The sequence below is a fragment of the Streptomyces sp. NBC_00289 genome (assembly GCF_041435115.1).
Classification (GTDB): Bacteria; Actinomycetota; Actinomycetes; order Streptomycetales; family Streptomycetaceae; genus Streptomyces.
In genome coordinates this window covers 6,019,395-6,043,829 of record NZ_CP108046.1, presented here as the reverse complement: position 1 = coordinate 6,043,829, position 24,435 = coordinate 6,019,395, and the positions used below count along the sequence as shown (strand labels likewise).

Annotated in this window: 23 protein-coding genes and 1 pseudogene; 15 read left to right on the top strand and 9 right to left on the bottom strand. The window is 72.2% G+C overall.

Annotated features, from left to right (window positions below):
* Positions 1–33 precede the first annotated feature (33 nt).
* Genes OG985_RS27410 through hutU form a run of 3 tightly spaced genes read right to left on the bottom strand, consistent with a single transcriptional unit; the run spans position 34 to position 4,297 of the window.
* Positions 34–1,416, bottom strand: coding sequence for a formimidoylglutamate deiminase (locus OG985_RS27410; protein ID WP_371670996.1), 1,383 nt, complete (start codon positions 1,414–1,416; stop codon positions 34–36).
* Positions 1,413–2,636, bottom strand: coding sequence for an allantoate amidohydrolase (locus OG985_RS27405; protein WP_371670995.1), 1,224 nt, complete (start codon positions 2,634–2,636; stop codon positions 1,413–1,415). Before OG985_RS27405 ends, OG985_RS27410 begins: the two co-directional genes overlap by 4 nt.
* Entirely contained in the window at positions 2,633–4,297 is a 1,665-nt protein-coding gene (gene hutU / locus OG985_RS27400) for a urocanate hydratase (protein ID WP_371670994.1), read from the bottom strand. The genes OG985_RS27405 and hutU overlap by 4 nt, the downstream gene beginning before the upstream one ends.
* 115 nt (positions 4,298–4,412) lie before the next feature.
* On the opposite strand from hutU, the gene OG985_RS27395 reads away from it, so the two are divergent.
* From OG985_RS27395 to OG985_RS27375, 5 genes and pseudogenes are all read left to right on the top strand, one after another.
* On the top strand, positions 4,413–5,957 hold the full coding sequence (locus OG985_RS27395; protein WP_371670993.1) for a diaminopimelate decarboxylase: 1,545 nt from the start codon (positions 4,413–4,415) through the stop codon (positions 5,955–5,957).
* Positions 5,958–6,126: 169 nt separating this feature from the next.
* Positions 6,127–6,531, top strand: a complete 405-nt coding sequence (locus OG985_RS27390) for a hypothetical protein (protein WP_371670992.1) — start codon at positions 6,127–6,129, stop codon at positions 6,529–6,531.
* Positions 6,528–7,421 carry a transcriptional regulator gene (locus tag OG985_RS27385; protein WP_371670991.1) on the top strand — a complete coding sequence of 298 codons (894 nt, stop codon included), beginning with the start codon at positions 6,528–6,530 and terminating at the stop codon, positions 7,419–7,421. Before OG985_RS27390 ends, OG985_RS27385 begins: the two co-directional genes overlap by 4 nt.
* A 34-nt stretch (positions 7,422–7,455) precedes the next feature.
* Positions 7,456–7,989, top strand: a pseudogene (locus OG985_RS27380) (roadblock/LC7 domain-containing protein); the annotation flags it as partial.
* 279 nt (positions 7,990–8,268) lie between these two features.
* The gene (locus OG985_RS27375; RefSeq protein WP_371670990.1) at positions 8,269–8,643 is read left to right on the top strand and encodes a hypothetical protein; all 375 of its coding nucleotides are present in this window, start codon (positions 8,269–8,271) and stop codon (positions 8,641–8,643) included.
* A 13-nt stretch (positions 8,644–8,656) separates the two neighbouring features.
* Here the strand turns inward: OG985_RS27375 and OG985_RS27370 are convergent, their stop codons facing one another.
* From OG985_RS27370 to OG985_RS27360, 3 genes are all read right to left on the bottom strand, one after another.
* The gene (locus OG985_RS27370) at positions 8,657–9,211 is read right to left on the bottom strand and encodes a hypothetical protein (RefSeq protein WP_371674510.1); all 555 of its coding nucleotides are present in this window, start codon (positions 9,209–9,211) and stop codon (positions 8,657–8,659) included.
* Between the two features lie 139 nt (positions 9,212–9,350).
* Positions 9,351–10,223 carry a MurR/RpiR family transcriptional regulator gene (locus OG985_RS27365; RefSeq protein ID WP_371670989.1) on the bottom strand — a complete coding sequence of 291 codons (873 nt, stop codon included), beginning with the start codon at positions 10,221–10,223 and terminating at the stop codon, positions 9,351–9,353.
* Positions 10,220–11,737, bottom strand: coding sequence for an aromatic amino acid ammonia-lyase (locus tag OG985_RS27360; RefSeq protein WP_371670988.1), 1,518 nt, complete (start codon positions 11,735–11,737; stop codon positions 10,220–10,222). Before OG985_RS27360 ends, OG985_RS27365 begins: the two co-directional genes overlap by 4 nt.
* 140 nt (positions 11,738–11,877) lie before the next feature.
* Between OG985_RS27360 and OG985_RS27355 the strand changes: the two genes are divergently transcribed.
* From OG985_RS27355 to OG985_RS27335, 5 genes are all read left to right on the top strand, one after another.
* Complete coding sequence (locus OG985_RS27355) at positions 11,878–12,936, top strand: ABC transporter ATP-binding protein (protein WP_371670987.1); 1,059 nt, start codon at positions 11,878–11,880, stop codon at positions 12,934–12,936.
* Positions 12,933–13,574, top strand: a complete 642-nt coding sequence (locus OG985_RS27350; protein ID WP_371670986.1) for an ABC transporter permease — start codon at positions 12,933–12,935, stop codon at positions 13,572–13,574. Before OG985_RS27355 ends, OG985_RS27350 begins: the two co-directional genes overlap by 4 nt.
* A gap of 1 nt (position 13,575) precedes the next feature.
* The gene (locus tag OG985_RS27345; protein WP_371670985.1) at positions 13,576–14,247 is read left to right on the top strand and encodes an ABC transporter permease; all 672 of its coding nucleotides are present in this window, start codon (positions 13,576–13,578) and stop codon (positions 14,245–14,247) included.
* Positions 14,248–14,257: 10 nt separating this feature from the next.
* Complete coding sequence (locus OG985_RS27340) at positions 14,258–15,190, top strand: ABC transporter substrate-binding protein (protein WP_371670984.1); 933 nt, start codon at positions 14,258–14,260, stop codon at positions 15,188–15,190.
* Between the two features lie 85 nt (positions 15,191–15,275).
* Entirely contained in the window at positions 15,276–15,704 is a 429-nt protein-coding gene (locus OG985_RS27335) for a hypothetical protein (RefSeq protein ID WP_371674509.1), read from the top strand.
* Between the two features lie 431 nt (positions 15,705–16,135).
* On the opposite strand, the gene OG985_RS27330 is transcribed toward OG985_RS27335, so the two are convergent.
* Entirely contained in the window at positions 16,136–17,524 is a 1,389-nt protein-coding gene (locus OG985_RS27330; protein ID WP_371670983.1) for a cystathionine beta-synthase, read from the bottom strand.
* Between the two features lie 275 nt (positions 17,525–17,799).
* Between OG985_RS27330 and OG985_RS27325 the strand changes: the two genes are divergently transcribed.
* The 4 genes from OG985_RS27325 to OG985_RS27310 all read left to right on the top strand — a co-directional run bounded on the left by OG985_RS27325 (position 17,800) and on the right by OG985_RS27310 (position 22,478).
* Positions 17,800–18,849 (top strand): SGNH/GDSL hydrolase family protein, encoded by a 1,050-nt coding sequence (locus OG985_RS27325; RefSeq protein ID WP_371670982.1) that lies wholly within the window; start codon positions 17,800–17,802, stop codon positions 18,847–18,849.
* A 139-nt stretch (positions 18,850–18,988) separates the two neighbouring features.
* Entirely contained in the window at positions 18,989–20,104 is a 1,116-nt protein-coding gene (locus tag OG985_RS27320) for an acyltransferase family protein (protein WP_371670981.1), read from the top strand.
* Positions 20,105–20,172: 68 nt separating this feature from the next.
* Positions 20,173–21,393, top strand: a complete 1,221-nt coding sequence (locus tag OG985_RS27315; RefSeq protein ID WP_371670980.1) for an acetyl-CoA C-acetyltransferase — start codon at positions 20,173–20,175, stop codon at positions 21,391–21,393.
* Between the two features lie 293 nt (positions 21,394–21,686).
* Complete coding sequence (locus OG985_RS27310) at positions 21,687–22,478, top strand: hypothetical protein (protein ID WP_371670979.1); 792 nt, start codon at positions 21,687–21,689, stop codon at positions 22,476–22,478.
* 229 nt (positions 22,479–22,707) lie between these two features.
* On the opposite strand, the gene OG985_RS27305 is transcribed toward OG985_RS27310, so the two are convergent.
* The gene (locus OG985_RS27305; RefSeq protein WP_371670978.1) at positions 22,708–23,019 is read right to left on the bottom strand and encodes a hypothetical protein; all 312 of its coding nucleotides are present in this window, start codon (positions 23,017–23,019) and stop codon (positions 22,708–22,710) included.
* Positions 23,020–23,122: 103 nt separating this feature from the next.
* Between OG985_RS27305 and OG985_RS27300 the strand changes: the two genes are divergently transcribed.
* Positions 23,123–23,353, top strand: a complete 231-nt coding sequence (locus tag OG985_RS27300; protein ID WP_054237274.1) for a DUF4287 domain-containing protein — start codon at positions 23,123–23,125, stop codon at positions 23,351–23,353.
* A 95-nt stretch (positions 23,354–23,448) separates the two neighbouring features.
* Here the strand turns inward: OG985_RS27300 and OG985_RS27295 are convergent, their stop codons facing one another.
* Positions 23,449–24,342, bottom strand: a complete 894-nt coding sequence (locus tag OG985_RS27295; protein WP_371670977.1) for a Bax inhibitor-1/YccA family protein — start codon at positions 24,340–24,342, stop codon at positions 23,449–23,451.
* Between the last annotated feature and the right edge of the window lie 93 nt (positions 24,343–24,435).

Sequence of the window (24,435 nt, the reverse complement as noted above, 5' to 3'; positions counted from 1 at the left end):
CCTCGTGGGGCTGGGAGCGGAGTTCGGTGCGCGTCAGGCACGCAGGGCGTCTACGGCGGCCGCCAGTGCCTGCGGGACGTCGGGCAGCAGCGCGTGCGCCCCGTCCCGCACGACGTGCCGCCCGCCGACGATCGTGTGCCGTACGTCCGCTGCCGTCGCCGCGAATACGGCCGTCTCGGCGCCGAGCCGGGGCAGTGGGCCCGCTGTCCTGACCGAGTCGAGCGCGATCGTCGTGAGGTCGGCGAGCGCGCCCGCCTCGATGGCGCCGGCGTCCTCCCAGCCGAGGGCGGCATGGCCGTCGGCTGAGGCCGCGCGCAGCAGGGCGGCGGCCGTCCAGTGGCCGCGGGTGCGGGTGCGCAGCCGCTCGTTGAGCTCCATCGCGCGTGCCTCTTCGAACAGGTCGATGACGGCGTGGCTGTCGGAGCCGAGGGAGAGCGGGGAGCCGTGTCGTTGCAGGGCGACGGCGGGTCCGATGCCGTCGGCGAGGTCGCGTTCGGTGGTGGGGCACATGCAGGTGCCGGTGCCGGAGCGGCCGAGCAGCCTGATGTCCTCGTCGGTGAGATGCGTGCTGTGGACGCCGGTGGTGCGCGGGCCGAGGACGCCGTGGTCGGCGAGGAGCCGTGTGGGCGTGCGGCCGTGGGCTTCCTGGCAGGCGTCGTTCTCGGCGGTCTGCTCGGACAGGTGCACATGGAGTGGGGCCCGCCGCTCCTCGGCCCATCGCGCGACCGTCGCCAACTGGCCGGCGGGCACGGCCCGTACGGAGTGGACGGCCGCTCCGATCCGCGCGTGATCCCGGTCCTTGAGAACTGAACAGCGTTCCGCCCAGGCCTCGGCCGTCCGGTCGGAGAAGCGCCGCTGGTGGGCGTTGGGCGGCTGCCCGAAGCCGGCGGCGAGATAGGCGGTGTCGAGGAGCGTGATGCGGATGCCCGCGTCGGCGGCGGCCTGGATCAGGGCCTCGCCCATCGCGTTCGGGTCGGCGTAGGGCGTGCCGTCCGGGTTGTGGTGCACGTAGTGGAACTCGCCGACGGCCGTGACGCCGGCCAGCGCCATCTCGGCGTACACCGCGCGGGCGAGCGCGTGGTAGGTCTCCGGGGTCAGCCGGTCGGCGAAGGAGTACATGATCTCGCGCCAGGTCCAGAAGGTGCCGGAGCCCACCTGGACGGTGCCGCGCAGGGCGCGGTGGAAGGCGTGGCTGTGGGCGTTGGCCAGCCCGGGGAGGGTGAGACCGCGCAGGATCTCGGCGCCGGGCTGCGGTGTCGGCGTGTCCGTGCGGACGGCGGTGATGCGGCCCTCGCCGCCCGCGGAACCGTCCGTGGCGGAGCCGCTCGTGGACACGGTGACCGTCACACCCGGCTCGACGTTGGTGTCGAGCCAGGCGTGTTCCAGCCAGTACGTACGCGTGTGGGGGTGCGTCACCTGCAGGCCAGCCCTTCCAGAACGTCGGCGAGTGCGGTCACCCCGGCCACGCAGTCGTCCTCGGCGGCGAACTCGGCCGGGGAGTGCGAGACGCCCGTGGGGTTGCGCACGAACAGCATGGCGGTCGGAATGCTCCCGGACAGGATTCCGGCGTCGTGTCCGGCACCGGTCCCGAGGACGGGCACGGTGAGTTCGGGCTCGGTGTCCTTGCCCAGGATGCGGGCGAGTTCGTCGCGCAGGGCGTGGTCGAACTCCACGACGGGCGTGAAGGACTCCCGGACCACGTCCAGGTCGACGCCGTGGGCGGTGGCGTACTCGCGGGCGGCCTTCTCGACGCCGTTGACCACGGTGTCGAGGCTGTCCTGGTCGGCGGCCCGGGAGTCGAGCCATCCGCGCACCAGGGAGGGGATGGCGTTGACGCCGTTCGGCTCGACCGCGATCTTGCCGAAGGTGGCGACGGCGCCCGCGATCTCGGCCTCGCGGCGGGCGGCGAGCACGGTCTCGGCGTACGACAGCATGGGGTCGCGCCGGTCGGCCAGCCGCGTGGTGCCGGCGTGGTTGGCCTGACCCCGGAAGTCGAACCGCCAGCGCCCGTGCGGCCAGATGGCGCTGGCGAGGCCGACCCGGTCGCCGGACAGGTCGAGCGCCCGCCCCTGCTCGACGTGCAGTTCGACGAAGGCGCCGATGCGGGCGAGCCGCTCGGGGTCGGCGCCGATGGCCTCGGGGTCGTACCCGGCGGCCTCCATGGCCCGCGGCAGTGTGACCCCGTCTCCGTCGGTCAGCCGGTGTGCCTGCTCGACGGTGAGGTGTCCGGCGGTGAGCCGGGAGCCGACACAGGCGAGCCCGAACCGGGCGCCTTCCTCGTCGCCGAAGTTGACGAGCGCGACGGGCTTGGTGAACCGCGCGTTCCTGGCGCGCAGTTCGTCCAGGGCGGCGAAGGAGGACACGACCCCGAGGGGCCCGTCGTAGGCCCCTCCGTCGGGCACCGAGTCGAGGTGCGACCCGGTGACGACGGCGTCACCCGCGGTGGGATCCCCGAGCCAGGCCCACTGGTTGCCGTTGCGGTCCAGTTCGTAGGCGAGCCCGCGGGACTCGGCCTGCTCCCTGAACCAGGCCCGGCACTCGGCGTCGGCACCGGTCCAGGCGAAGCGGCGGTAGCCGCCGGAGGCGCGGTCGCGGCCGATCGGCAGCAACTGCGTCCACATGCTGTGGAAGGTCACGCGTCGTCACCCTCGCGCATGGGGATCCTGACGCCGCGCTCGTCGGCCACCGACTCCGCGATGTCGTACCCGGCGTCGACGTGCCGGATCACACCCATCCCGGGGTCGTTCGTGAGGACCCGGCGGACCTTCTCGCCGGCGAGCGGGGTGCCGTCGGCCACCGTGACCTGCCCGGCGTGGATGGAGCGGCCCATGCCGACCCCGCCGCCGTGGTGGATGGAGACCCAGGAGGCGCCCGAGGCGACGTTCACCATGGCGTTCAGCAGCGGCCAGTCGGCGATCGCGTCGGAGCCGTCGAGCATGGCCTCGGTCTCGCGGTAGGGGGAGGCCACCGAACCGGCGTCGAGGTGGTCGCGGCCGATGACCAGCGGGGCCGCGAGCTCGCCGCTCGCGACCATGTCGTTGAACCGCTCGCCGGCCTTGTCGCGCTCGCCGTAGCCGAGCCAGCAGATCCGGGCGGGCAGACCCTGGAAGTGGACGCGCTCACCGGCCAGCTTGATCCATCGGGCCAGGGACTCGTTCTCGGGGAAGAGGTCGAGGATCGCCTTGTCGGTCTTGGCGATGTCGGACGCCTCGCCGGACAGCGCCGCCCAGCGGAAGGGGCCCTTGCCCTCCGAGAACAGCGGGCGGATGTAGGCGGGCACGAACCCCGGGAAGGCGAACGCGCGGTCGTAGCCGGCGAGTTGGGCCTCGCCGCGGATCGAGTTGCCGTAGTCGAAGACCTCGGCACCGGCGTCCATGAAGCCGACCATCGCCTCGACGTGCCGGGCCATGGACTCGCGGGCGCGGGTGGTGAAGCCGGCCGGGTCCTTGGCCGCCGCGGCCGCCATGTCGTCGAAGTCGACGCCCACGGGCAGATAGGCCAGCGGGTCGTGGGCCGAGGTCTGGTCGGTGACGATGTCGATGGGGGCGCCTTCGGCGAGCATGCGGGGCAGCAGTTCCGCCGCGTTGCCGAGCAAGCCGATGGAGAGCGGCCTGCGCTGGTCGCGGGCCTCGGTGGCGAGCTGGAGCGCGTGCTCCAGGGAGTCCGCCTGCACGTCGAGGTAGCGGTGCTCGATGCGGCGCTCGATGGCGCGCGGGTCGCAGTCGATGCAGATCGCGACGCCGTCGTTCATGGTCACGGCCAGCGGCTGGGCGCCGCCCATGCCGCCGAGACCGGCGGTCAGGGTGATCGTGCCGGCGAGGGTGCCGCCGAACTTCTTCGCGGCGACGGCGGAGAAGGTCTCGTAGGTGCCCTGGAGGATGCCCTGCGTGCCGATGTAGATCCACGAGCCGGCCGTCATCTGGCCGTACATGGTCAGGCCGAGGGCCTCCAGGCGGCGGAACTCCTCCCAGTTGGCCCAGTCGCCGACCAGGTTGGAGTTGGCGATGAGCACGCGCGGGGCCCACTCGTGGGTCTGCATGACGCCGACCGGGCGGCCCGACTGGACGAGCATCGTCTCGTCCTGCTTGAGCGTGCGCAGCGTGCGGACCATGGCGTCGTAGGAGCGCCAGTCGCGGGCCGCCTTGCCGGTGCCGCCGTAGACGACGAGCTTGTCGGGGTGCTCGGCGACCTCCGGGTCGAGGTTGTTCTGCAGCATCCGCAGTGCGGCTTCCTGCTGCCATCCCAGGGCGCTCAGTTCCGTACCGCGCGGCGCTCGTACGGGGCGGGGTCCTGACATGGTCTGCCTCCTAGCGGATTGTTGCTGCCGTTATTCACATACTCGCCCTCTGAATAGAGCTAGTCAATACGTGGGCCCTTCGGCACGGGAACCTCGTCGGTGTTTGGCTGGATGCATGGGCACGGACGACGACATGACGGGGGACGCCGTGGACAACGCCAGAGGCGGCTGGGACGGACGGGACGGACAGGACGGAGACGGACGGGACGGGCACCGGTACGACACGGGCGCGGGGCCGTACGACACGGGCGCGGGACCGCACGAGGCCGACACGGAGCCGTACGAGCCCGACCACGCGGACGCGCAGCCCGGCCACGACCGGGCCGTCCGCCGGGACGAGGCGGTGCGGGCCGCGGTGGAGCAGGGGCTGCTCGCGCCGGGCGCCCCGATCGTGGGTCTGCTCGACGTCACGGGCATCCGGGAGTCGGCGGCCGAGCTGACGGCGGCGTTCGACGCCGTGGTGGCACCCGGTACGCCCGTGCTGCACGCCTTCGCCGTGAAGGCGACACCGCTGGTCCCGGTGCTGCGGCTGCTGCACGAGGAGGGGATCGGCGCGGAGGTGGCGAGCCCCGGCGAGCTGGCCCTCGCGCGCGCGGCGGGGCTGCCGCCGGCCCGCACCGTCCTCGACTCGCCCGCCAAGACCCCGGCGGAGCTGCGCGAGGCGCTGGCCCTCGGGATCGCCGTCAACGCGGACAATCCGCAGGAGCTGGACCGCGTCGACGTGCTGATGCGCTCCGCCACCAGCCGCTCACCGCTCGGAATCCGGGTGAACCCGCAGCTCGGCGGGGGTTCCATCGAGGCCCTGTCGACGGCCACGGCGACCTCGAAGTTCGGGGTGGCGCTGCGCGACGAGGGAGCGCGCGAATGGGTAGTACGCGCCTACGCCGACCGCCCGTGGCTGACCCGGCTGCACGCGCACACCGGCTCTCAGGGCATCCCGCTGTCGCTGATGGCGCGGGGCGCGGCGGAGACGTACGCGCTCGCCGAGGAGATCAACCGGCGGATCGGCCGGCCGCAGATCGACACGATCGACATCGGCGGCGGGCTGCCGGTGAACTTCGGCTCGGACGCGACGGCACCGACCTACGCGCGGTACGCGCGGCTGCTCCGGGAGGCGGTGCCGGGACTGTTCGACGGGCGGCACGGACTGGTCACCGAGTTCGGGCGGTCGCTGCTGGCCAAGCACGGAACGGTGGTGGCCCGGGTGGAGTACGCGAAGAGCGCCGGCGGGCGGCCGGTGGCGGTCACGCACGCGGGCGTGCAGATCGCGACGCGAACGGTGTACGTGCCTGAGGCGTGGCCGCTGCGCATCGCCGCGTACGACCCGAAGGGACGGCCCAAGAGCGGACCCGGGGTGGTGCAGGACATCGCGGGGCCGGCCTGCTTCGCGGGCGACCTGCTCGCCTCGGGGCGGGAACTGCCGCTGCTGGAGCAGGGCGACTACGCGGCCGCGCTGGACACGGGCGCGTACTACTTGGCCCACCACTACGCCTACAACTCCCTTGCCCGGCCGGGGATCTACGGCTTCGCTCCGGACGGTTCCGGGGGCGTCGCCTTCGCGACCGTCCGCGAGCGGCAGACCGTACGGGAGATCGTGGCCGAGTCGGGAGGGGCGCACGCCACCGCGCTCACCACCCTCAGGGCGTCCGGGCGCGGTTGACCTGCTCCGACAAATGCGCTGGTCAACTGGGGCGCATATGAGGTCAGTTGACCCACCTTAGCCATCCGCAGCATGTTCCGCCGGAAAATGCCAGAACACTCACTCCCCACGCACACGTTGCGTAGTTTCGGCGTCACTCAGCCGAATGTCCAGGCGGGAGGGAGCCACGGTGCCCGGAATCGACGAGTGTCTGCTGGAAGCGATGCGACTGCCCGGTGCCCGGGGCGCCTCGCTGGTCGACTGGACCAGCGGGCTGGCCCTGGGCAGCGTCGGGGAGTCTCCGGGCGGTGACCACGAGGCGGCCGCTGCGGAGGCGGCCGAACTCGCGCGACTGGCCGCCGAACAGCACGCCTTCGCGCCGGAGGGCGAGCCGGGGGAGGATCCGGACGGGGCCGGTCCGCCGGTCGAGGACCTGATCCTCAGCAACCGGGACAGCTATCACGTGCTGCGGTTCGTGCGGACGTCCTTCGACAGCAGCGTGTTCCTGCACCTGTGGCTGACCCGCGCGGACGGCAACCTCGCGCTGGCCCGCATCCGGCTCGGCGAGATGGCCGGACGGCTGGTGCTGGGATGACCACCGTCAGAACCACTCCGCCGCCCCGCCTGCCGGTGCGGGACAAGGCCGCGGCGCAGGATCGCGGCTGGGGCGGCGTCTCACCGATGCTGACCCGGCTCGCCGCCGAGCGGGCCACCGGGGTCCTCGTCCGCGAACGCGGCACACTCCATCTCGCGGAAGGCCAGGTGGTGCACGCGGAAAGCCCCTCCGCCCCCGCCCTCGACGTGCTGCTCAGCACCCGCGGCACGCTGCACGCCCACACCGACACGACCGCCGGTCCGACGGCCGGCCTGACCGTCGACACCACCACCGAGGCCGGCCCCCGGCGGTCCGTGCCCGGGGCGGGCGGCCGGCACCGCGACGGACGTGTCCCGGTCGACGGCGGCCGGCCCACCCCGGGCGCGCTGGAACTGTGCCATCTCGTGGCGCTGTACGACGCGGCGTACTTCGCCCTCGCCCCCAGCAGCACCCCCGGCCGCTTCCGCTACGGCACCGCGGAGGGTCCCGGCGCCGTACGGCCGGTGCCGGTGGACGCCCTGGAGAGGGAGACGCTGCGCCGCCGCGACCTGCTGCACCGCATCTGGCCCGACCCGAGGACGGACGGCATCCCGCTGGTGCGTGCCGAGGCGGTCGCCGCCCCGGCACTCACGGCCCGTCGGCGGGCGGTGCTGGCCCTGGTGGACGGCGTGCGCACGGCGTCGGACATCGCGCGGGAGCTGGGCCGGCCCGCGTTCCACACGCTGGTGGACGTACGCCGGCTGGTGGCGGCCGGTGTCGTGGCGCCCGGCCCGCAGACTCCCGTCGTGCCACTCCCGCCCGAACTCGCCGGTGGAGGGGACCCCGGCCATACGGACGACCCGAACATCACGCTGCTGAAGAGGCTCAGGGATGCGCTGGAGGCCCTTTGAAAGGCAGCGACCGCGCGCCGAGAGGAGAGACCCGATGGCAGCGGAGGTGACGGCGGCGGAGGCCGAGATCCTGGACGAGCTGCGCCGGCTGAGGGCCCGCGTTCCGCAGCTCACCGGTTCCCTCGCCTCCGGCGTCGACGGTCTCGTCCTCGCGCAGGACACCCCCGGGGTCGAACCGGAGGGCGTGGCGGCGCTGGCCGCGACCGCCCGTGGCGTGGCCGTGCAGCTGACGGACGCCACCGGTCACGGCGACTTCCGGGAGCTGCTGGTACGCGGGGTGTACGGCTGCGTGGCGACGTACTCGGCGGGGCCCTTCGCCGTGCTGACGCTGCTCGCCCAGGACCGCGTCAACGTCGGCCGCCTGCACCTGGAGGGCCGCCGGGCCGGCGTCCGGATCGGGGAGCTCGTCGTCGCGCCCGTCGCCCCGGTGCCCCGGGCGCCCGCGAGAACCCCGAAGCCGCCGTCGAAGCCCGCCGCGCGCGCCCCTGCCCGGGCCACCGCCAGGGCCACCACCAGATCCGCCCCGAAGCCGGCCGGCAAACCGGCCGCCACCCCGACCACCGGAACCGGCCCGGGCGCCGCCCCGACCACTGACCCACCCGACATGCCTGCCGCCAACCCGGCCGCGAAACCGACCACCGACCCGGGCACCGGCCCGTCCACCGACCCGAGCGGCAAGCCGACCGGCAAACCAGCCCCCACACCGGCTGACACCCCGGCCGTCGAGCCGGCCGCCGGCAAACCGGCCGTCAAGACCAGCACCACGCGCACCAGAACCGCGCGCGCACCTCGCGGCACGTCCGCCAACGCGCGCATCACCAAGGAAAGTTGAGAGGACCAGATCACCATGGCCAACACCGAGACCACGCTCAAAGAGGCGCTCGCCTCGATCGAGGGCGCCACCGGGGTCGCGCTCGTCGACTACACCAGCGGTATGGCGCTGGGCACCATCGGCGGCAGCAAGGGCTTCGACCTCAACGTCGCCGCGGCCGGCAACACCGACGTCGTACGCGCCAAGATGCGCACGATGGAGCACCTCGGCCTGAAGGCCGAGATCGAGGACATCCTGATCACCCTGTCCGACCAGTACCACCTGATCCGGCTGATCAGCGGCCGGGGCGGCAACGGCCTCTTCCTCTACCTGGTGCTCGACGCCAAGCGGGCCAACCTCGCGATGGCCCGCCACCAGCTGAAGAGGATCGAGGGGGACCTGGAGGTCTGACCCGGGCCGGAGCTCACACCAGCGCCGCGGTGCGGCGGCGGGCCCCGCCCGGGGCCGCGTCGCCCGCCGCGACGCCGGTGCCGCGGTACGCCTTGACCTGCTTGCCGGCCGGGCGTCCGCCCCGCGCGTCGAGCCAGTCGACGCGCACCCACAGCAGGGCCTCCTCGGTCCGCTCGTGGCGCCCGAGCCAGGCGGCCTTGAGCCGCAGCCCGGTGCCGCAGCCGGCGAGCAGCATGCCGCCCGCGGCGGGTACGGCGAACGCGCTGCCCAGCGCGGCGAGGCAGCCGAGCAGCAGCCACCAGCGGTGTCCCCGGCGCCAGTTGCGCGCGGTCACCGCACGGTCCTGGAGCACGTCGTGCCGGCCCGCGCGGGCGGCGCCCCGGGCGAGGGCGGTGTACCGGCCGCGCCGGCGGTACGCCACGAGGGCCGCGGCGACGATGAACAGCGCGGCTCCGGCCATCACCCCGATCCGGCGGCCGGTGACGCCCGGCACCAGAACGCCGACGCCCGCCGCGAACACCCCGGCCCACCACAGGGGTGCGGCTCCGGCCCGTACGACGACGGCCACCCGAGCCAGCCCCTGACCTCCGCGTTCTGCGCGTGCCACGTTGCGCCTCCTCGCCCTCCGGCACTGCCTCAACGACTTTCTGGGCATGCAGGTTAGCGAGCGAAGGTGAGACGAGTCTGAGAACGGCTCGCGCGGGCCGTCACTCCACGAACAGGCCCCGTGCCGCCGCCTTCGCGTCGAACTCCTCCAGCCGGGCCTGCGCGTCCGGCAGGTCGTCGCACATCGCCTCCAGGAGCACCCGGCCCAGCAGCATCGGCGCGCAGGCGGTGTCGAAGGCGAGGCCGGTGCCGACGGCGGCGGGCAGCAGCAGGTCGGACACCTTGGCGACGGGCGCGAAGGCGGAGTCCGCGACGGTCACCACGGTCAGGCCCGCCTCCCTGGCGTAGGCCAGCGTGTCCGCGACCTCGCGCGGGTGCCGGGGCAGCGCGAAGCAGAGCAGGGTCGAGGCTCCGGCGCGTACGGCGGCGTCGATGCGGTCGTGGATCATCGTGCCGCCCTCGTTGAGCAGCCGTACGTCGGGATGCACCTTGGCGGCGAAGTACGCGAAGCCGTACGCCTGGGAGGCCGCCGCCCGCAGCCCGAGCACCGGCAGCGGCCGGGAGGCGGCCAGCAGCCGTCCCGCCCGCTGGACCGGACGCGGGTCGGCGAGGAGCTCCGCGAGGTGCTTCAGGTTCTCGATCTCGGCCTCGACGGCCTGCTGGTACTCGTTGTACGAGGCCGTGTTCGCCGTCTGTTCGGCGGGCGCCACCTCGCGCAGGTGTCGGCGCAGGGCGGGGTAGCCGTCGAAGCCGAGGGCGACCGCGAAGCGGGTCACGGACGGCTGGCTGACCCCGGCCAGCTCGGCCAGCTCGACGCTCGACAGGAACGGCACGTCGGCCGCCCGGCGGACCATGCTGTGCGCGATGCGCCGTTGGGTCGGTGTCAGCCGGTGCCCCTCGAAGAGCGCCTGCAGCCGTGCGGCGGGACTGTCCGCCACACCCACCCCCACACCTGTGTCCCTGTCCGCGCTCATGCCCCGCTCCCCCTCCAGATGTCCGTGAACCGGTCCAGCAGCCGGGCCGCGGCCGTCACGTCGTCCGTGAGCGGCCGGTCGGCCTGTTCCTCGTCGAGCACCGACTCGGCGAGCTCCAGCGCCCGGCCCACCGGGAGTCCCGGGTCGGGCCGGAGGTCGCGCTGACGCAACGCCCTTACGGCGGCGACGAGTTCGCAGCCGACGACGAGACGGTACGCGCCGCCGGCACGCAGCGTCTGCCGTGCGGCGAGCGAGGCGAAGCTGGCCTGTTCCTCGACGCCCCGGGAGAGTACAGCGTGGCCGAGCGACGCGGGCGCCGAGAAGGCCCGCAGGTCACCGAGGGCGGCCCCGGCGGCGTACTCCAGGATCATCACGCCGGACGAGGCGGGTTCGGGGTCGGCCAGGAAGGGCCGCAGCCTGGTGTAGGCGGGTTCGTTCAGCGTGGAGAGACGCGAGGTCGACAGACGTGCCACCTGCGTCACCGCCAGCCTGAAGTGGTCCAGGGACAGCGCCAGTTGGGCCTGATAGAAGCCGCCGTGGTGGTAGGCGGCCAGGTCCTCGGCGCAGATGAGGGGGTTCTCGGCGGCCGCGTTGAGCTCGACGGCGAGCACCGCCTCCAGGGCGTCGGCCGCGTCGTGCGCGGGACCGTGGATCTGGGGCAGGCAGCGGAAGCCGTACGGGTCCTGGAGCCGGCCGAGGGGCGGTGTGGGCCGGTCGGCGGCACCGATCAACTCCCGCATGCGGCGGGCGACTTCGACACTGCCTCGATGCGGGCGGGCCGCGTGCACGGGGGCGGCGTAGGCCTCGTGCGAGCCGTCGACGGCGAACAGGGACAGGGCGCCGACGACCTGGGTGGCGGCGACGAGGCCGCGCAGTTCGTGCAGGGCGAGCGCCGACTGTCCGAGGGTGAGGGCGTTGCTGCTGATGAGCGCGAGGGCGTCGTTGTTGTCGAGGGACTGGGCCTCGGGTGCCGAGGCACCCCGCCACGGGTGCTCGCCCACCAGCGCGAGTCCCAGCTGGGCCAGTGCGGCGAGATCCCCGGTGCCCACCGACCCGAACTCGTTGACGACCGGGTAGGCCCCGTTCTCCAGCGCCTCGCACAGGGCCGTCACCACGCTCGGCCGCAGTCCCGCACCCCCGGCGAGCAGTTGGTTGGCGCGGACCGCGAGCATGGCCCTCACCTGCCGGGCGGGGAGTTCCTCGCCGATGGCGCCGGCGTGGCTGCGGAGCAGTCGCAGGCCGTGTTCGGCGGCGGCCTCGGTGGGCACGTCCTCGTTCCGGTTGGCGCCGACGCCGGTGGAGCGGCCGTAGACGCGTCCGGTCGCGGCGATCTGGCGGGCGACGTCCCAGGACGCGGTCATCCGCTTCACCGCGTCGGTACCCAGAGCCGGATGTGCGGCCCCGTCGGCCAGCCGCACGACGTCCGCGACACCGAGGCCGCGTCCGTCGAGGACGACGGGGCCGGAGCCCTCGGAGGCCATGGAAGCCGGTACGTCCACGATCTGAGACGGCATAAGCCCTAACTCCCCTCAATCCGGACGCTTGATCTTGCCTGTCGGGCATCCGTTACCTCGGATTAACACCGAGGCATTGACAACCTATTCAGACACCAAGAACTCTGCATGATGTTATACAGCCGGGCAAGGGACAACTCATGATCCAGTTCGACGCGGTCCACAAGCGCTTCCCCAACGGCACGACAGCAGTCCACGACCTCTCCCTCGACATGCCGGAAGGCGGCGTGACCGTCCTAGTCGGATCCTCCGGTTGCGGCAAGACCACCACCCTGCGGATGATCAACCGGATGGTCGAACCGACCTCCGGCACCATCCGGGTCGGCGGCAAGGACGTCACCCGGCAGGACGCCGCCGAACTGCGCCGCTCCATCGGGTACGTCATCCAGCAGTCGGGGCTCTTCCCGCACCGCACGGTGCTCGACAACATCGCCACCGTGCCGCTGCTGCTCGGCCACGGCCGGCGCAGGGCCCGTGCTCGCGCCGCCGAACTCCTGGAGACCGTCGGCCTCGCGGCCGACGCCGGCCGGCGTTACCCGCACCAGCTCTCCGGCGGCCAGCAGCAGCGCGTCGGCGTCGCCCGCGCGCTCGCCGCCGACCCGCCCGTACTGCTCATGGACGAGCCGTTCGGCGCCGTCGACCCGGTCGTGCGCACCCAGCTCCAGGACGAACTGCTGCGACTGCAGAAGGAGTTGAACAAGACCATCGTCTTCGTCACGCACGACATCGACGAGGCCGTCCGGCTCGGCGACCGTATCGCCGTCTTCCGCACCGGCGGCCACCTCGTGCAGTGCGCGGCGCCCGCCGAACTCCTCGCCCGCCCGGCCGACGACTTCGTCGCCGACTTCCTCGGCGCCGAGCGCGGCCTCAAGCTGCTCTCGCTCACGACCCTCGCCGGTGTCCCGCAGGGCCCGGCCCCCGAGGGCGGTGACTGGACCCTCGTACTCGACGCGGCACGCAGGCCGCTGCACTGGGCCGCCGACACGACGCGGGACGAACTCCCCGTACGGCCGCTCACGGACGGCGACTCCCTGCTGTCGGCGCTCAACGAGTCCCTCGCCTCCCCCACCGGCCTGGTCGCCCGCGTCGACACCGACGGCGTCCTCACCGGTGTCACCTCCCGAGACGACATCCACGCCCACGCGGGCCGCGCCCACACCGAGGCCCGGACCTCCACGAGCACCGGGGTGGCCGCATGACGATCGACTGGTCGTGGATAGGCGACCACACCGACGATCTGACCACCCTCACCGTCTCCCACCTCCAGGCCGCCCTGACCGCCGTCTTCCTCGGTCTGGTCATCTCCCTCCCGCTGGCCGTGGTGGCGCACCGCGTCCGCGCCCTGCGCGGCTTCCTGCTCGGGCTGTCGAACATCCTGTTCACCATCCCGTCGATCGCGATCTTCGTGCTCCTGCTGCCGGTCAGCGGCCTGACCCGCACCACGACCGTCATCGGCCTGACCGTCTACACCCTGGTCGTCCTGCTGCGGAACACGGTCGAGGGCCTCGACTCGGTCCCCACGAAGACCAAGGAGGCGGCCAAGGCGATGGGTGCGCGCCCCCTGCGCACGCTCCTGACCGTCGAGTTCCCGCTCGCGCTCCCCGTGATCATGGCGGGGGTCCGGATCGCGACGGTCATGTCGATCTCCCTGGTCTCGGTCGCCACCTACATCGGCGACGGCGGCCTCGGCCAGCTCTTCACCGACGGCTTCCAGCGCGACTTCCCGACCCCGGTGATCGCGGGCGTGGTCCTCACGATCCTGCTCGCCGTCGTCGCCGACGCGGCCCTGGTCACTCTGCAGTACGTCCTGACCCCGTGGCGAAGGCGGCGAGCCTGACATGTACGAACTCTTCGAGAACCTCGGCTCCTGGCTGACCAGCGGCGACGCGTGGACCGGCTCCGACGGCATCGCGCACCGCCTCGCCGAACACCTCCAGTACTCCCTCCTCGCCACCCTCATCGCGGCCGTGATCGGCCTCCCGCTCGGCCTGCTGATCGGCCACACCGGAAAGGGCGCGTTCCTCGCGATCAACCTGGCGTCCTTCGGCCGCGCCCTGCCGACCGTCGGCCTGGTGGTCCTGGTCTTCCTCGCCGGCGGACTGTCGATGCTGCCGGTGTACGTCGCCCTGGTCGCCCTCGCCGTCCCGTCGATCGTCACCAACACCTACGCCGGGATGACGGCGGTCGACCCGGACGTGAAGGACGCGGCACGCGGCCAGGGCATGCGCGGCCACCAGGTGCTCCTGCGGATCGAACTCCCGCTCGCCCTCCCGCTGGTCATGACGGGCCTGCGCCTCGCGCTCATCCAGGTCGTCGCCACGGCCACGATCGCCGCGTACGTCTCCTTCGGCGGACTGGGCCGCTACGTCTTCGACGGCCTCGCCCAGCGCGACCTGGTCCAGGTCCTCGGCGGGGCGGTCCTGGTCGCCGCGGTCGCCGTCGTCCTGGACCTGGCGCTGGCCGGCCTCCAGCGCTTCCTGTTCCGCCACCGCTCCGCCCAAACCGCCTAGGGACCCCGACATGAACCGACGCACCCTCCTCGGCGGCCTGTTCGCGGCCGCCTCCGTCCCCGCCCTCGCCGCCTGTGGTGGCGGCATCACCTCCCTCGACAGCCAGGGCGCCGGAGCGTCCGGCGGCGGCTCCAGCAAGGGCGGAGTCACCATCGGCACCGCCAACTTCACCGAGAACCAGGTGCTGGGGTACCTGTACGCGGCCGTCCTGGAGCAGGCCGGCGTGAAGGTGAAGGTCCGCCCCAACCTCGGCACCCGCGAGATCCTCATCCCCGCCCTCAAGGGCGGCGACATCGACCTGCTCCCCGAATACCAGGGCGCGCTGCTCCACTACCTCGCCCCCAAGGCGACGGCGACCGAGGAGGGCGCGATGCAGAACGCCCTCGCCGTCGCCCTCCCCGCGGGCCTCCAGGTGCTGCCGTACGGCATGGCCGAGGACTCGGACGCCTTCGTCGTCACCCGCGAGACGGCCCGGAAGTACGGCCTGACCTCGCTCGCCGACCTGACGAAGCAGAACGGCAGGCTGGTGCTCGGCGCGGCACCCGAGGTGAAGACACGCGAGGTGGGCGCGGTCGGCCTCAAGGACGTGTACGGCGTGGAGCTGAAGGAGTTCAAGTCCCTCGACTCCTCCGGCCCCCTCGTCAAGGGCGCGCTGAAGAAGGGCGACGTGGACGTGGCGAACCTCTTCACCACCGACACCGACATCCAGGCCAACGACTGGGTGGTGCTCACCGACCCGAAGAACCTCATCCCCGGCCAGCACATCGTCCCCCTCATCGCCGACCGCAAGGCCGACTCCACGGTCCGCAAGGCCCTCGCCCGCCTCGGCAACGTCCTGACCACCGCCCAGCTCACCGAGCTCAACCGCCAGGTGGACAAGGACAAGAAGGACCCGGAGGACGTGGCGAACGCGTACGCGAAGCAGCACGGGCTGACGAGGTAGCCGGGGGCCGCCGGCGGGCCGCAACAGGGGGGATATCCCCAGTGCGGCGTGCGTTCCCGCTGCCTAGCCTGGGCGTATGACCGGAATGGACGCTCGGGACACCGAGCTGAAGAAGGAGCTCAACGTGACCCTGCAGGCTCGCAGGGAACTGGGCGAGGAGTACGAGTCCGCGCTGGTCGACTCATTCCTGGAGAAGGTCGACCAGCGCATCGACGGCGCCGTGGAGCGCCGGTTGCGCCGGCAGTTCGCCGAGCGGCAGATGGTGGTGGCCCGGGGCTCCCGGTCGCCGAAGGCCACGGACTCCTGGGGAGAGCGCTTCGGCTTCGGCATCGTCTCGCTGGTCCTGGCGATCCCGCTGTCCGCGATCGGCGGCGCCCTCGGCCACCTGCCCGGTCTGTTCGCCGCCTGGGCCGGCATCGTCGGCGTCAACGCCTTCCAGGCCGTCCGCACCAACCCCGGCCTCTTCGGCGGCCTGCGCCGCAGGTCCGCCGAGGACGGCGACTGGAAGGACTGACCGCACCGCGGTCCGGCCGGACCTCACGCATGCCGGGTGGGGCAGCACCATGATCTGCCGCAGGTTCACCCGGCGAGAGCGGCGCCGGTTCAGGCGCGCAAAAAGCTGACGCGGGGACCGCCGCACCCCCGTTACCGGGGGGCGGGACGACGGCGGTCCCCGCGGAGGACGCGTGCCGGGTCAGGGCCGGGCGTGCGCGTCCGTGGCGTCCATGGAGGTCCGGGAGCCGCTCCGGAGGTCCTTGACGCCGTTTCGGTGTCGGCCGGGCGGGGAGCCGCTCCCGCCCTGCCGACATCCACCAATGTGCCGGACCCGTGTTAAGCGGGTGCTGCGCGGACGTGACGCGCTCGTACCACTTCTGCGAAGTCCACCATTTCGGTAGGGAACCGCAAGTTCGTCACCGGCACGAGCCGTTCACCGGACGTTTCCCGTCACTTTCCGCCCTTGGCGAGGAAGGCCAGCAGGTCCTGCCGACTGACCACGCCGGTCGGCTTGCCCTCGACGAGGACGATCGCCGCGTCGGCCGAGCCCAGCACGGTCATCAGGTCGGCGACCGGCTCGCCGGAGCCGACCTGCGGCAGCGGCGCCGACATGTGCTTCTCCAGCGGGTCCTCCAGCGAGGCCCGCTGGGTGAACAGGGCGTCGAGCAGCTCGCGTTCGACGACGGAGCCGACGACCTCGGCGGCCATGACGTCCGGGTGACCGGCGCCGGGCTTGACGATCGGCATCTGCGAGACGCCGTATTCGCGCAGCACCTCGATGGCCTCGCCGACGGTCTCGTCCGGGTGCATGTGGACGAGGGAGGGGATGGCGCCGTGCACCTTGTCGCTGAGCACGTCGGCGACGCGGGCGCTGGGGCCCTCGTCCTCGAGGAAGCCGTAGTCGGCCATCCACTCGTCGTTGAAGATCTTCGACAGGTAGCCGCGGCCGCTGTCGGGGAGGAGGACGACGACGACGTCCTCGGGGCCGAGGCGCTCGGCGACGCGCAACGCGGCCACGACGGCCATCCCGCAGGAGCCGCCCACCAGCAGGCCCTCCTCCTTCGCCAGCCGCCGGGTCATCTGGAAGGAGTCCTTGTCGGACACGGCGACGATCTCGTCGGCGACGCTCCGGTCGTAGGCCGTCGGCCAGAAGTCCTCGCCGACCCCCTCGACGAGGTACGGCCGGCCGGAGCCGCCGGAGTACACGGAGCCCTCCGGGTCGGCGCCGACGACCTGCACCTTGCCGTCACTGGCGTCCTTCAGATAGCTCCCGGTGCCGGAGATGGTGCCGCCGGTCCCCACACCCGCGACGAAGTGCGTGATCCGCCCGTCGGTCTGCTCCCACAGCTCGGGGCCCGTGGAGTGGTAGTGGGAGAGCGGGTTGTTCGGGTTGGAGTACTGGTCGGGCTTCCAGGCGCCCGGCGTCTCGCGCACGAGGCGGTCGGAGACGTTGTAGTACGAGTCCGGGTGCTCGGGATCGACGGCGGTCGGACAGACGACCACATCGGCCCCGTAGGCCCGCATCACGTTGATCTTGTCGAGGGACACCTTGTCGGGGCATACGAAGATGCACTTGTAGCCCTTCTGCTGGGCCACGATCGCGAGCCCGACCCCGGTGTTGCCGCTGGTCGGCTCGACGATGGTGCCGCCGGGCCGGAGCTCGCCGCTCTGCTCGGCCGCCTCGATCATGCGCAGGGCGATGCGGTCCTTCACGGAACCGCCGGGGTTGAAGTACTCCACCTTGGCCAGGACGGTCGCCCGAATGCCCTTGGTCACGCTGTTGAGCCTCAGCAGCGGGGTGTTGCCGACGAGGCTGATCATCGAGTCGTGGAATTGCACCGTTGTCTCCGGATGCTTGCAAAAGAAGTGGTCGTAGTGGTTCCGCCAGCCTAGGCCCTGCCGCCGGATTCCCGCTGTTCGTCCGGATCCGGGCGGACGTGGAGCCACGCGGGTGGTTCGGCGGTCGCCGGCGTGCGGGCCGGGCCTCGCGGGGCAGGGGGAATCCGACGGCCCGTCCGGCACCCGTGACGGTCGTTCACCGCCCGTGGGGATTTGGCGACGGTGCGTGCGGGGCAAGCAGTGGGTGTACCGGTACGTGGAGGTGGCGGCGACGTATGACGAGCATGTCGAGAGCGAGGGTGGCCCGGCGGATCGCCGCCGGCGCGGCCTATGGCGGCGGCGGGATCGGCCTGGCCGGCGCGGCAGCGGTCGGTCTGGTGCTGGCCGAGGTGCGGCTGGCCAAGCGGCAGGTGGGCAACGGCTCGGCACCGCATGTGCCGAACGCGCAGGGTCTGTACGGCCTCGGGTACTCCGTACCGGGTGAGCCGCCGCTGCGGCTGGCGATGCTGGGCGACTCGACGGCGGCGGGCCAGGGCGTGCACCGGGGCGGGCAGACGCCGGGCGCGCTGCTGGCCTCGGGACTGGCGGCGGTCGCCGAGCGCCCGGTGGAGCTGCGCAACGCGGCCCTGCCGGGGGCCTGCTCCGACGACCTGGACCGGCAGGTGGTGCTGGCCCTGTCGGACCCCGCCCGGGTGCCCGACGTCTGCGTGATCATGATCGGCGCGAACGACGTGACCCACCGGATGCCGCCGACCCGTTCGGTACGTCACCTGTCGGCGGCGGTACGGCGGCTGCGCACGGCCGGCGCCGAGGTCGTCGTCGGCACCTGTCCCGACCTGGGCACGATCGAGCCGGTGCAGCAGCCGTTACGGTGGCTGGCCCGGCGGGCGTCCCGCCAGCTGGCGGCGGCGCAGACCATCGGGGCGGTGGAACAGGGCGGCCGTACGGTGTCGCTGGGCGACCTGCTGGGCCCCGAGTTCGAGGCGAACCCGCGCGAGCTGTTCGGCCCGGACAACTACCACCCCTCGGCGGAGGGCTACGCCACGGCGGCGATGGCGCTCCTGCCCACGGTCTGCGCCGCCCTGGGCCTGTGGCCGGCCGACGAGGAGCGCCCGGACGTCTCCCGCCGCGAGGGCTTCCTGCCCGTGGCCCGCGCCGCCGCGGAGGCGGCGTCGGAGGCCGGCACGGAGGTCGCCGCCGCGATGCCGAGCGGCCCGAAGGGCCCCTGGGCCCTCCTCAAGCGCCGCCGCCGCAGGCTGCTGGCGGCCGAGCGGGTCGACGAACCGGTCGGCGGGCCGCACGGGGCGGACAGCGCGGAGAACTGAGGAGCGCGACCCTTTCCGTACACGCAGCGTTCACCGCGCACGTGACAGGGCGTCACCGGGAACTCGCCCGGCCTGGTGAGGGTGGGCGGTTCCGCCCTGCCCTTTTCTGTCACGCCGCTGTCAGGAGTACGCCGCCGCGATGGACAACCCGTCTCCGAGACCCGCCCCCTCCGCCGCCCCGGACCGGGCCCGGAACCCCTGGTGGGACAACGCCCGCTTCGTGTCCGCCGCGCTCATCGTGGTCCTGCACTCCATCGGCAGCATCATGAGCCGCTACGACGCGCTGAACGCGTTCCACATCGCGACCTGGGCCTTCCGGGTGCCGGTCTTCGTCGTGCTGGCTGGGGTCTTCAGCAGCGGAGGGCCGCTCGGTCCACGCGAACTGCGCACCCTGCTGCGCAGCATCGTCCTGCCCGCCCTGCTGTTCAGCCTGTTGTTCTCGCTGGAGATGTACGCGCTCGACCACCCGTTCACCGTGCACGTGGCCCAGCTGCCGTGGACGCTGTGGTTCCTGATGTCGCTCTTCTGCTGGCGGCTGCTGCTGCCGCTGGTGGTCCAGCTGCGTCACCCCCTGCTGGTCACCACGGTCGTGGCGCTCGCTGTCGGGTACGTGGACGAGTTCGGGCTGATGTTCTCGGCCAGCCGGACCCTGGTGTACCTTCCGCTGTTCTACTTCGGCTGGAGGCTGGGCCAGGGCATGCTCCGCGGGTGGTTCGAGAGCCGGTGGAGCCTTCCGGTGGCCGTGGCGGGGGTGCTCGCCGCGGTCGCCGGGGGATGGCTGTGGGGCCGCGAGGTCAAGGGCCAGTGGCTGTCGATGCGCCACGCGTACACGGCCGACACCTCGCTGGGCCTGGGCCTGGAGGGCGCCTGGCTGATCCGGCTGCTCGTCCTGGCCGCGGCGACGGGACTCACGCTGTGCCTGCTGCGGCTGATGCCGAAGCGGCGGCTGCCGCTGGTCTCCGCGCTCGGGGCGGGCGGCTTCACCATCTACCTGCTGCATCCGCTGGTCATCCTGCCGGTGCGGGAGCGCGGCCTGATCGAGCGGGCCGACACCCCGCTGGAGGTGGCCGCCCTGATGGCGGGCGGGGTCATGCTCGCGGCGGTGCTCGCGTCGCCGTGGGTACGGCGCCTGGTCCGGCCGCTGACCCGGCCACCGGTGGACCGGCTGTTCGCCCCGGTGCCCTCACCGCCGGCACCCCACCCCGCCGGGCCTAAGCAAGCGCTTGGAAAAGAGGTCCGTGTCACACCCGTTTAACGGTGACCGAGGGCTTACGTACGGGTAACTTCCCCCGTAAGCCCCTCCCGTCGTCGTCTGGAGCCGTGATGCCCGAAGCCGTGATCGTCTCGACCGCCCGCTCACCCATCGGCCGCGCTTTCAAGGGCTCCCTCAAGGACCTGCGCCCGGACGACCTGACCGCCACGATCATCCAGGCGGCGCTCGCCAAGGTCCCGGAGCTCGACCCGCGGGACATCGACGACCTGATGCTCGGCTGCGGTCTGCCCGGCGGCGAGCAGGGCAACAACCTCGGCCGCGTCGTCGCCGTACAGATGGGGATGGACCACCTCCCGGGCTGCACCATCACCCGGTACTGCTCCTCATCCCTGCAGACCAGCCGCATGGCGCTGCACGCCATCAAGGCCGGCGAGGGCGACGTCTTCATCTCGGCCGGCGTCGAGCTGGTCTCCCGGTTCGTCAAGGGCAACTCCGACAGCCTCCCGGACACGCACAACCCGTTCTTCGCCGAGGCCGAGGCCCGCACCGCCGCGGTCGCGGAGCAGGAGGGCACCAGCTGGCACGACCCGCGCGAGGACGGCCTCGTCCCCGACGCCTACATCGCGATGGGCCAGACCGCCGAGAACCTGGCCCGCATCAAGGGCGTCACCCGCCAGGACATGGACGAGTTCGGCGTCCGCTCGCAGAACCTCGCCGAGGAAGCCGTCAAGAACGGTTTCTGGGAGCGCGAGATCACCCCGGTGACGCTGCCCGACGGCACCGTCGTCGCCAAGGACGACGGCCCGCGCGCCGGCGTCACCCTGGAGGGCGTCCAGGGCCTCAAGCCGGTCTTCCGCCCCGACGGCATGGTCACGGCGGCCAACTGCTGTCCGCTGAACGACGGCGCGGCCGCCCTGGTGATCATGTCCGACGCCAAGGCCCGCGAGCTCGGCCTGACCCCGCTGGCCCGGATCGTCTCGACCGGCGTCACCGGCCTCTCCCCCGAGATCATGGGCCTCGGCCCGGTGGAGGCGTCGAAGCAGGCCCTCTCCCGCGCCGGCCTGACCGTCGACGACATCGACCTGTTCGAGATCAACGAGGCGTTCGCCGCCCAGGTGATCCCCTCCTACCGCGACCTGGACATCCCGCTGGACAAGCTGAACGTCAACGGCGGCGCCATCGCCGTGGGCCACCCCTTCGGCATGACCGGCGCCCGCATCACCGGCACGCTGATCAACTCGCTCCAGTTCCACGACAAGCAGTTCGGCCTGGAGACGATGTGCGTCGGCGGCGGTCAGGGCATGGCGATGGTCATCGAGCGCCTCAGCTGAGCCCACCCGGCCGCTACTGAACACCTGTCAGTAGCCGGTCGGAGACCCAGCGTCACTCATCGGCCCAGAACCTGGGAAGCCCCCAGGTTCTGGGCCGATTTGTGATCCAATCTCCCCCAGGATGTGACCTATCTCGCGCCGAACCGGATCCACGCAGGTCAGAGCCGCTACACCCCCTACCCCCCGATGCAAACGCCTGCCCGTTTCGTGACGTTACGCACTGACAGCGGGATAGTCCGCCCTTCAAGCTGATGTAGGAAGTCGGGGGTCGACTTTGAACCGGGAGTACGTCAGTGAGCGCCATGCCGATCGCTTTGCTGCTCACCACGGCCGCCACAGGCGCCGTGGGCGTCGCCGTCCTGCGCACCCTCATGGTGCTGCGCCGACAGGTCGCGGCCCTGCACGAGGAACTGGCGCAGAGCAACGCCGCGGCCCTCAGAGGCCGGGTGCCCGCCGCCCGCCTCGCCGCGGACGTCGATGAGATACGTGCCGCCGTGGCCGAGGCGCTCGCCGAGGAACGGGAGCGCGAGCTCGCCGAGGCGCGGGCGTTCTGGGCCGCCCAGGAGTCCCGTGACGCCGCTGACGCACCCACCCTGCTGGGCCTGCCGGACAGTGAGCTGTTCCTGCCCCGCCAGGCCGACTTCGTGGGCATGGAGCCGCTCGAGACGGTGACCGAGCCGAGCGCGGACACCGACGAGTTCGCGGGCGAGTCCCCGGAGCTGGCCGCCGCGCGGCGCCGCCACCCCTCGCACCCGGACTTCGTACCGGTCGCCTCTCCGGCCGTGAACGACCATGACCGTACGGTCGCCACGCTGGAGGAACTGGCCGCCTCGCACGTCGAACTCGCCGACGTCCGCCCCGGCCCGCTCGGCACCCTCGACGTCTACGTCTTCGCGGACGGCACCACGCTCTGCATGACCCCGGGCCACCGCGAAACCGCGGAACGCCTCGCCGCCGCCCTCCGCGCCGGCCAGACCCCGACCCTCCTGGGCGGCTCCGGCATCTCAGGCGCCTACACCCTGACCTTCGCCTGCGGCGAGGAAAACGTCTACATCCTGGCCGACCGAGTCATAGCCAGCCTCTGACCCAAACCCCGCCCACCCCGCCCCACCCAGGGACGCGGGGAACTGCGCGCCAAGCCCCAACGCACCCGCACCCGACACCCCACCGCACCCCGCAGGAGCCGCGCCTGCAAACCCGGCCCGCCCCGACCCACCCAGGGGCGCGGGGAACTGCGCGCCAAGCCCCCACGCACCCGCACCCGCCAAGGCGACCGGCGAGGCAACGGCAACAACCGCGGCGACGGCGAAGCCGTCAAACCCCCGCCCGCTTCTGCGCCTCCTCCACCAACCGCACCGCGTCCTCGACCTCCCCCTGGCTACGCAGCACCAGCGCCACATCGTGCCCCGCGACCGTGATCTGGTCGGCCGCGGCGAACATCCCCGCGTCGGGCATCTCCCGCGGCTCCACCCCGGGCTCCTCCACCCGCTGCGCCCACCGGGCCAACTCCCTGGCCAGCGCCAGCGCTTCCGCGGCGGCGCTGCGCTGCAACCGGCTCTGCGGAGCGGCTCGCAGACGATCGGCGAAGTGATCCACCGCACGGACGAGAGGCGTCGTATCAACCACGCCGCGAGACTACGCGCCGCACCGCGACTGTTGCCAACGCGCCGCCGCTCAGGCACGGTGACAGAAGGACCGGCTTACATCCCCTTTGCGTCCGGAGGCGCCGATGTCCCAAGTCTTCTCCCAGGAGACCCATCGCAACCTACTCGCCCGCATTCCCCACTGCACCGGTCGTGAGGTGTCCGACTGGCTGCGCACCGTCGACGAAGGCCCCGCTCTCTTCCGCTTCGAGGAGAAGGTCAGCTGGCTTCGCGCCGAGCACAACCTCGCGTACGGCCACGCCAAGGCGATCATTCACGAGTACGACCTGAGGAGGGCCGCGCGCAAACTGCTCTAGGCGCGCACGTCTGGACAGCGGAAGGGCCCCGGGAGATCCCGGGGCCCTTCTTTCGAACCGCACTCCTACCGCCGTATGCTCACGGCCGCGTGGAGCTAGTCGCTGCTGTTGAGGATCGCGATGAGGCGCAGGAACTCCATGTAGATCCACACCAGCGTCAGCGTCAGGCCGAAGGCGGCGAGCCAGGCCTCCTCGCGCGGGGCACCGTAGGCGATGCCGTCCTCGACCTGCTTGAAGTCGAGGGCGAGGAAGCACGCGCCGAGCAGGATGCCGATGACGCCGAACACGACGCCGAGCGGGCCGCTGCGGAAGCCGAGGCCGTCACCGCCGCCGAAGACGGCGAACAGCAGGTTCACCATCATCAGCAGGACGAAGCCGAGCGCGGCCGCCATGACGAAGCCGTAGAAGCGTCGGTTGACGCGGATCCAGCCCGCCTTGTACGCGATCAGCACGCCGGTGAAGACCGCCATCGTGCCGATCACGGCCTGCATGGCCGCGCCGCTGGCGATGTGGGTGTCGACGATGTTGGAGACGACGCCGAGGAACACGCCCTCGAACGCGGCGTACGTCAGGATCAGCGCGGGCGAGGCCTTGCGCTTGAAGGACTGGACGAACGCCAGGACCATGCCGATGAGCGCGGCGCCGATGCCGATGCCGTAGGAACGGTTGATGTTGGCTTCGTCGACGGGCAGCAGGGCCCAGGAGAGCGCGGCCGTGAGGATGAGGACGCCGAGCGTGGACGCGGTCCGCAGGACCACGTCGTCGATCGTCATCCGGCCGGTGGTGACCGGGGCCTGCGGAGGCGCGCCCTGCTGGAGGTCCTGCTGGGCGTAGGGGTTCTGCGCGTACGGGTTGCCGGACGGCTGGGCGTAGGGGTTGCCCTGCGTACCGACAGCGGCGCCCCCGGCCTGCGGCGCGGTGTTGAAGCCCGCGTAGCCGTTGTCGCGGCTGAACCCCCGTCGCGAGAAGACCGGGTTTCTGCTCCTCATTTCACTCCTCCATGGCCACGCTGCGTGGCCTTGGCCACAAGGGTAATGGGTAGGCAAAGGATTGACCCTACTGCTTGGGGAGGATCTTTCCCT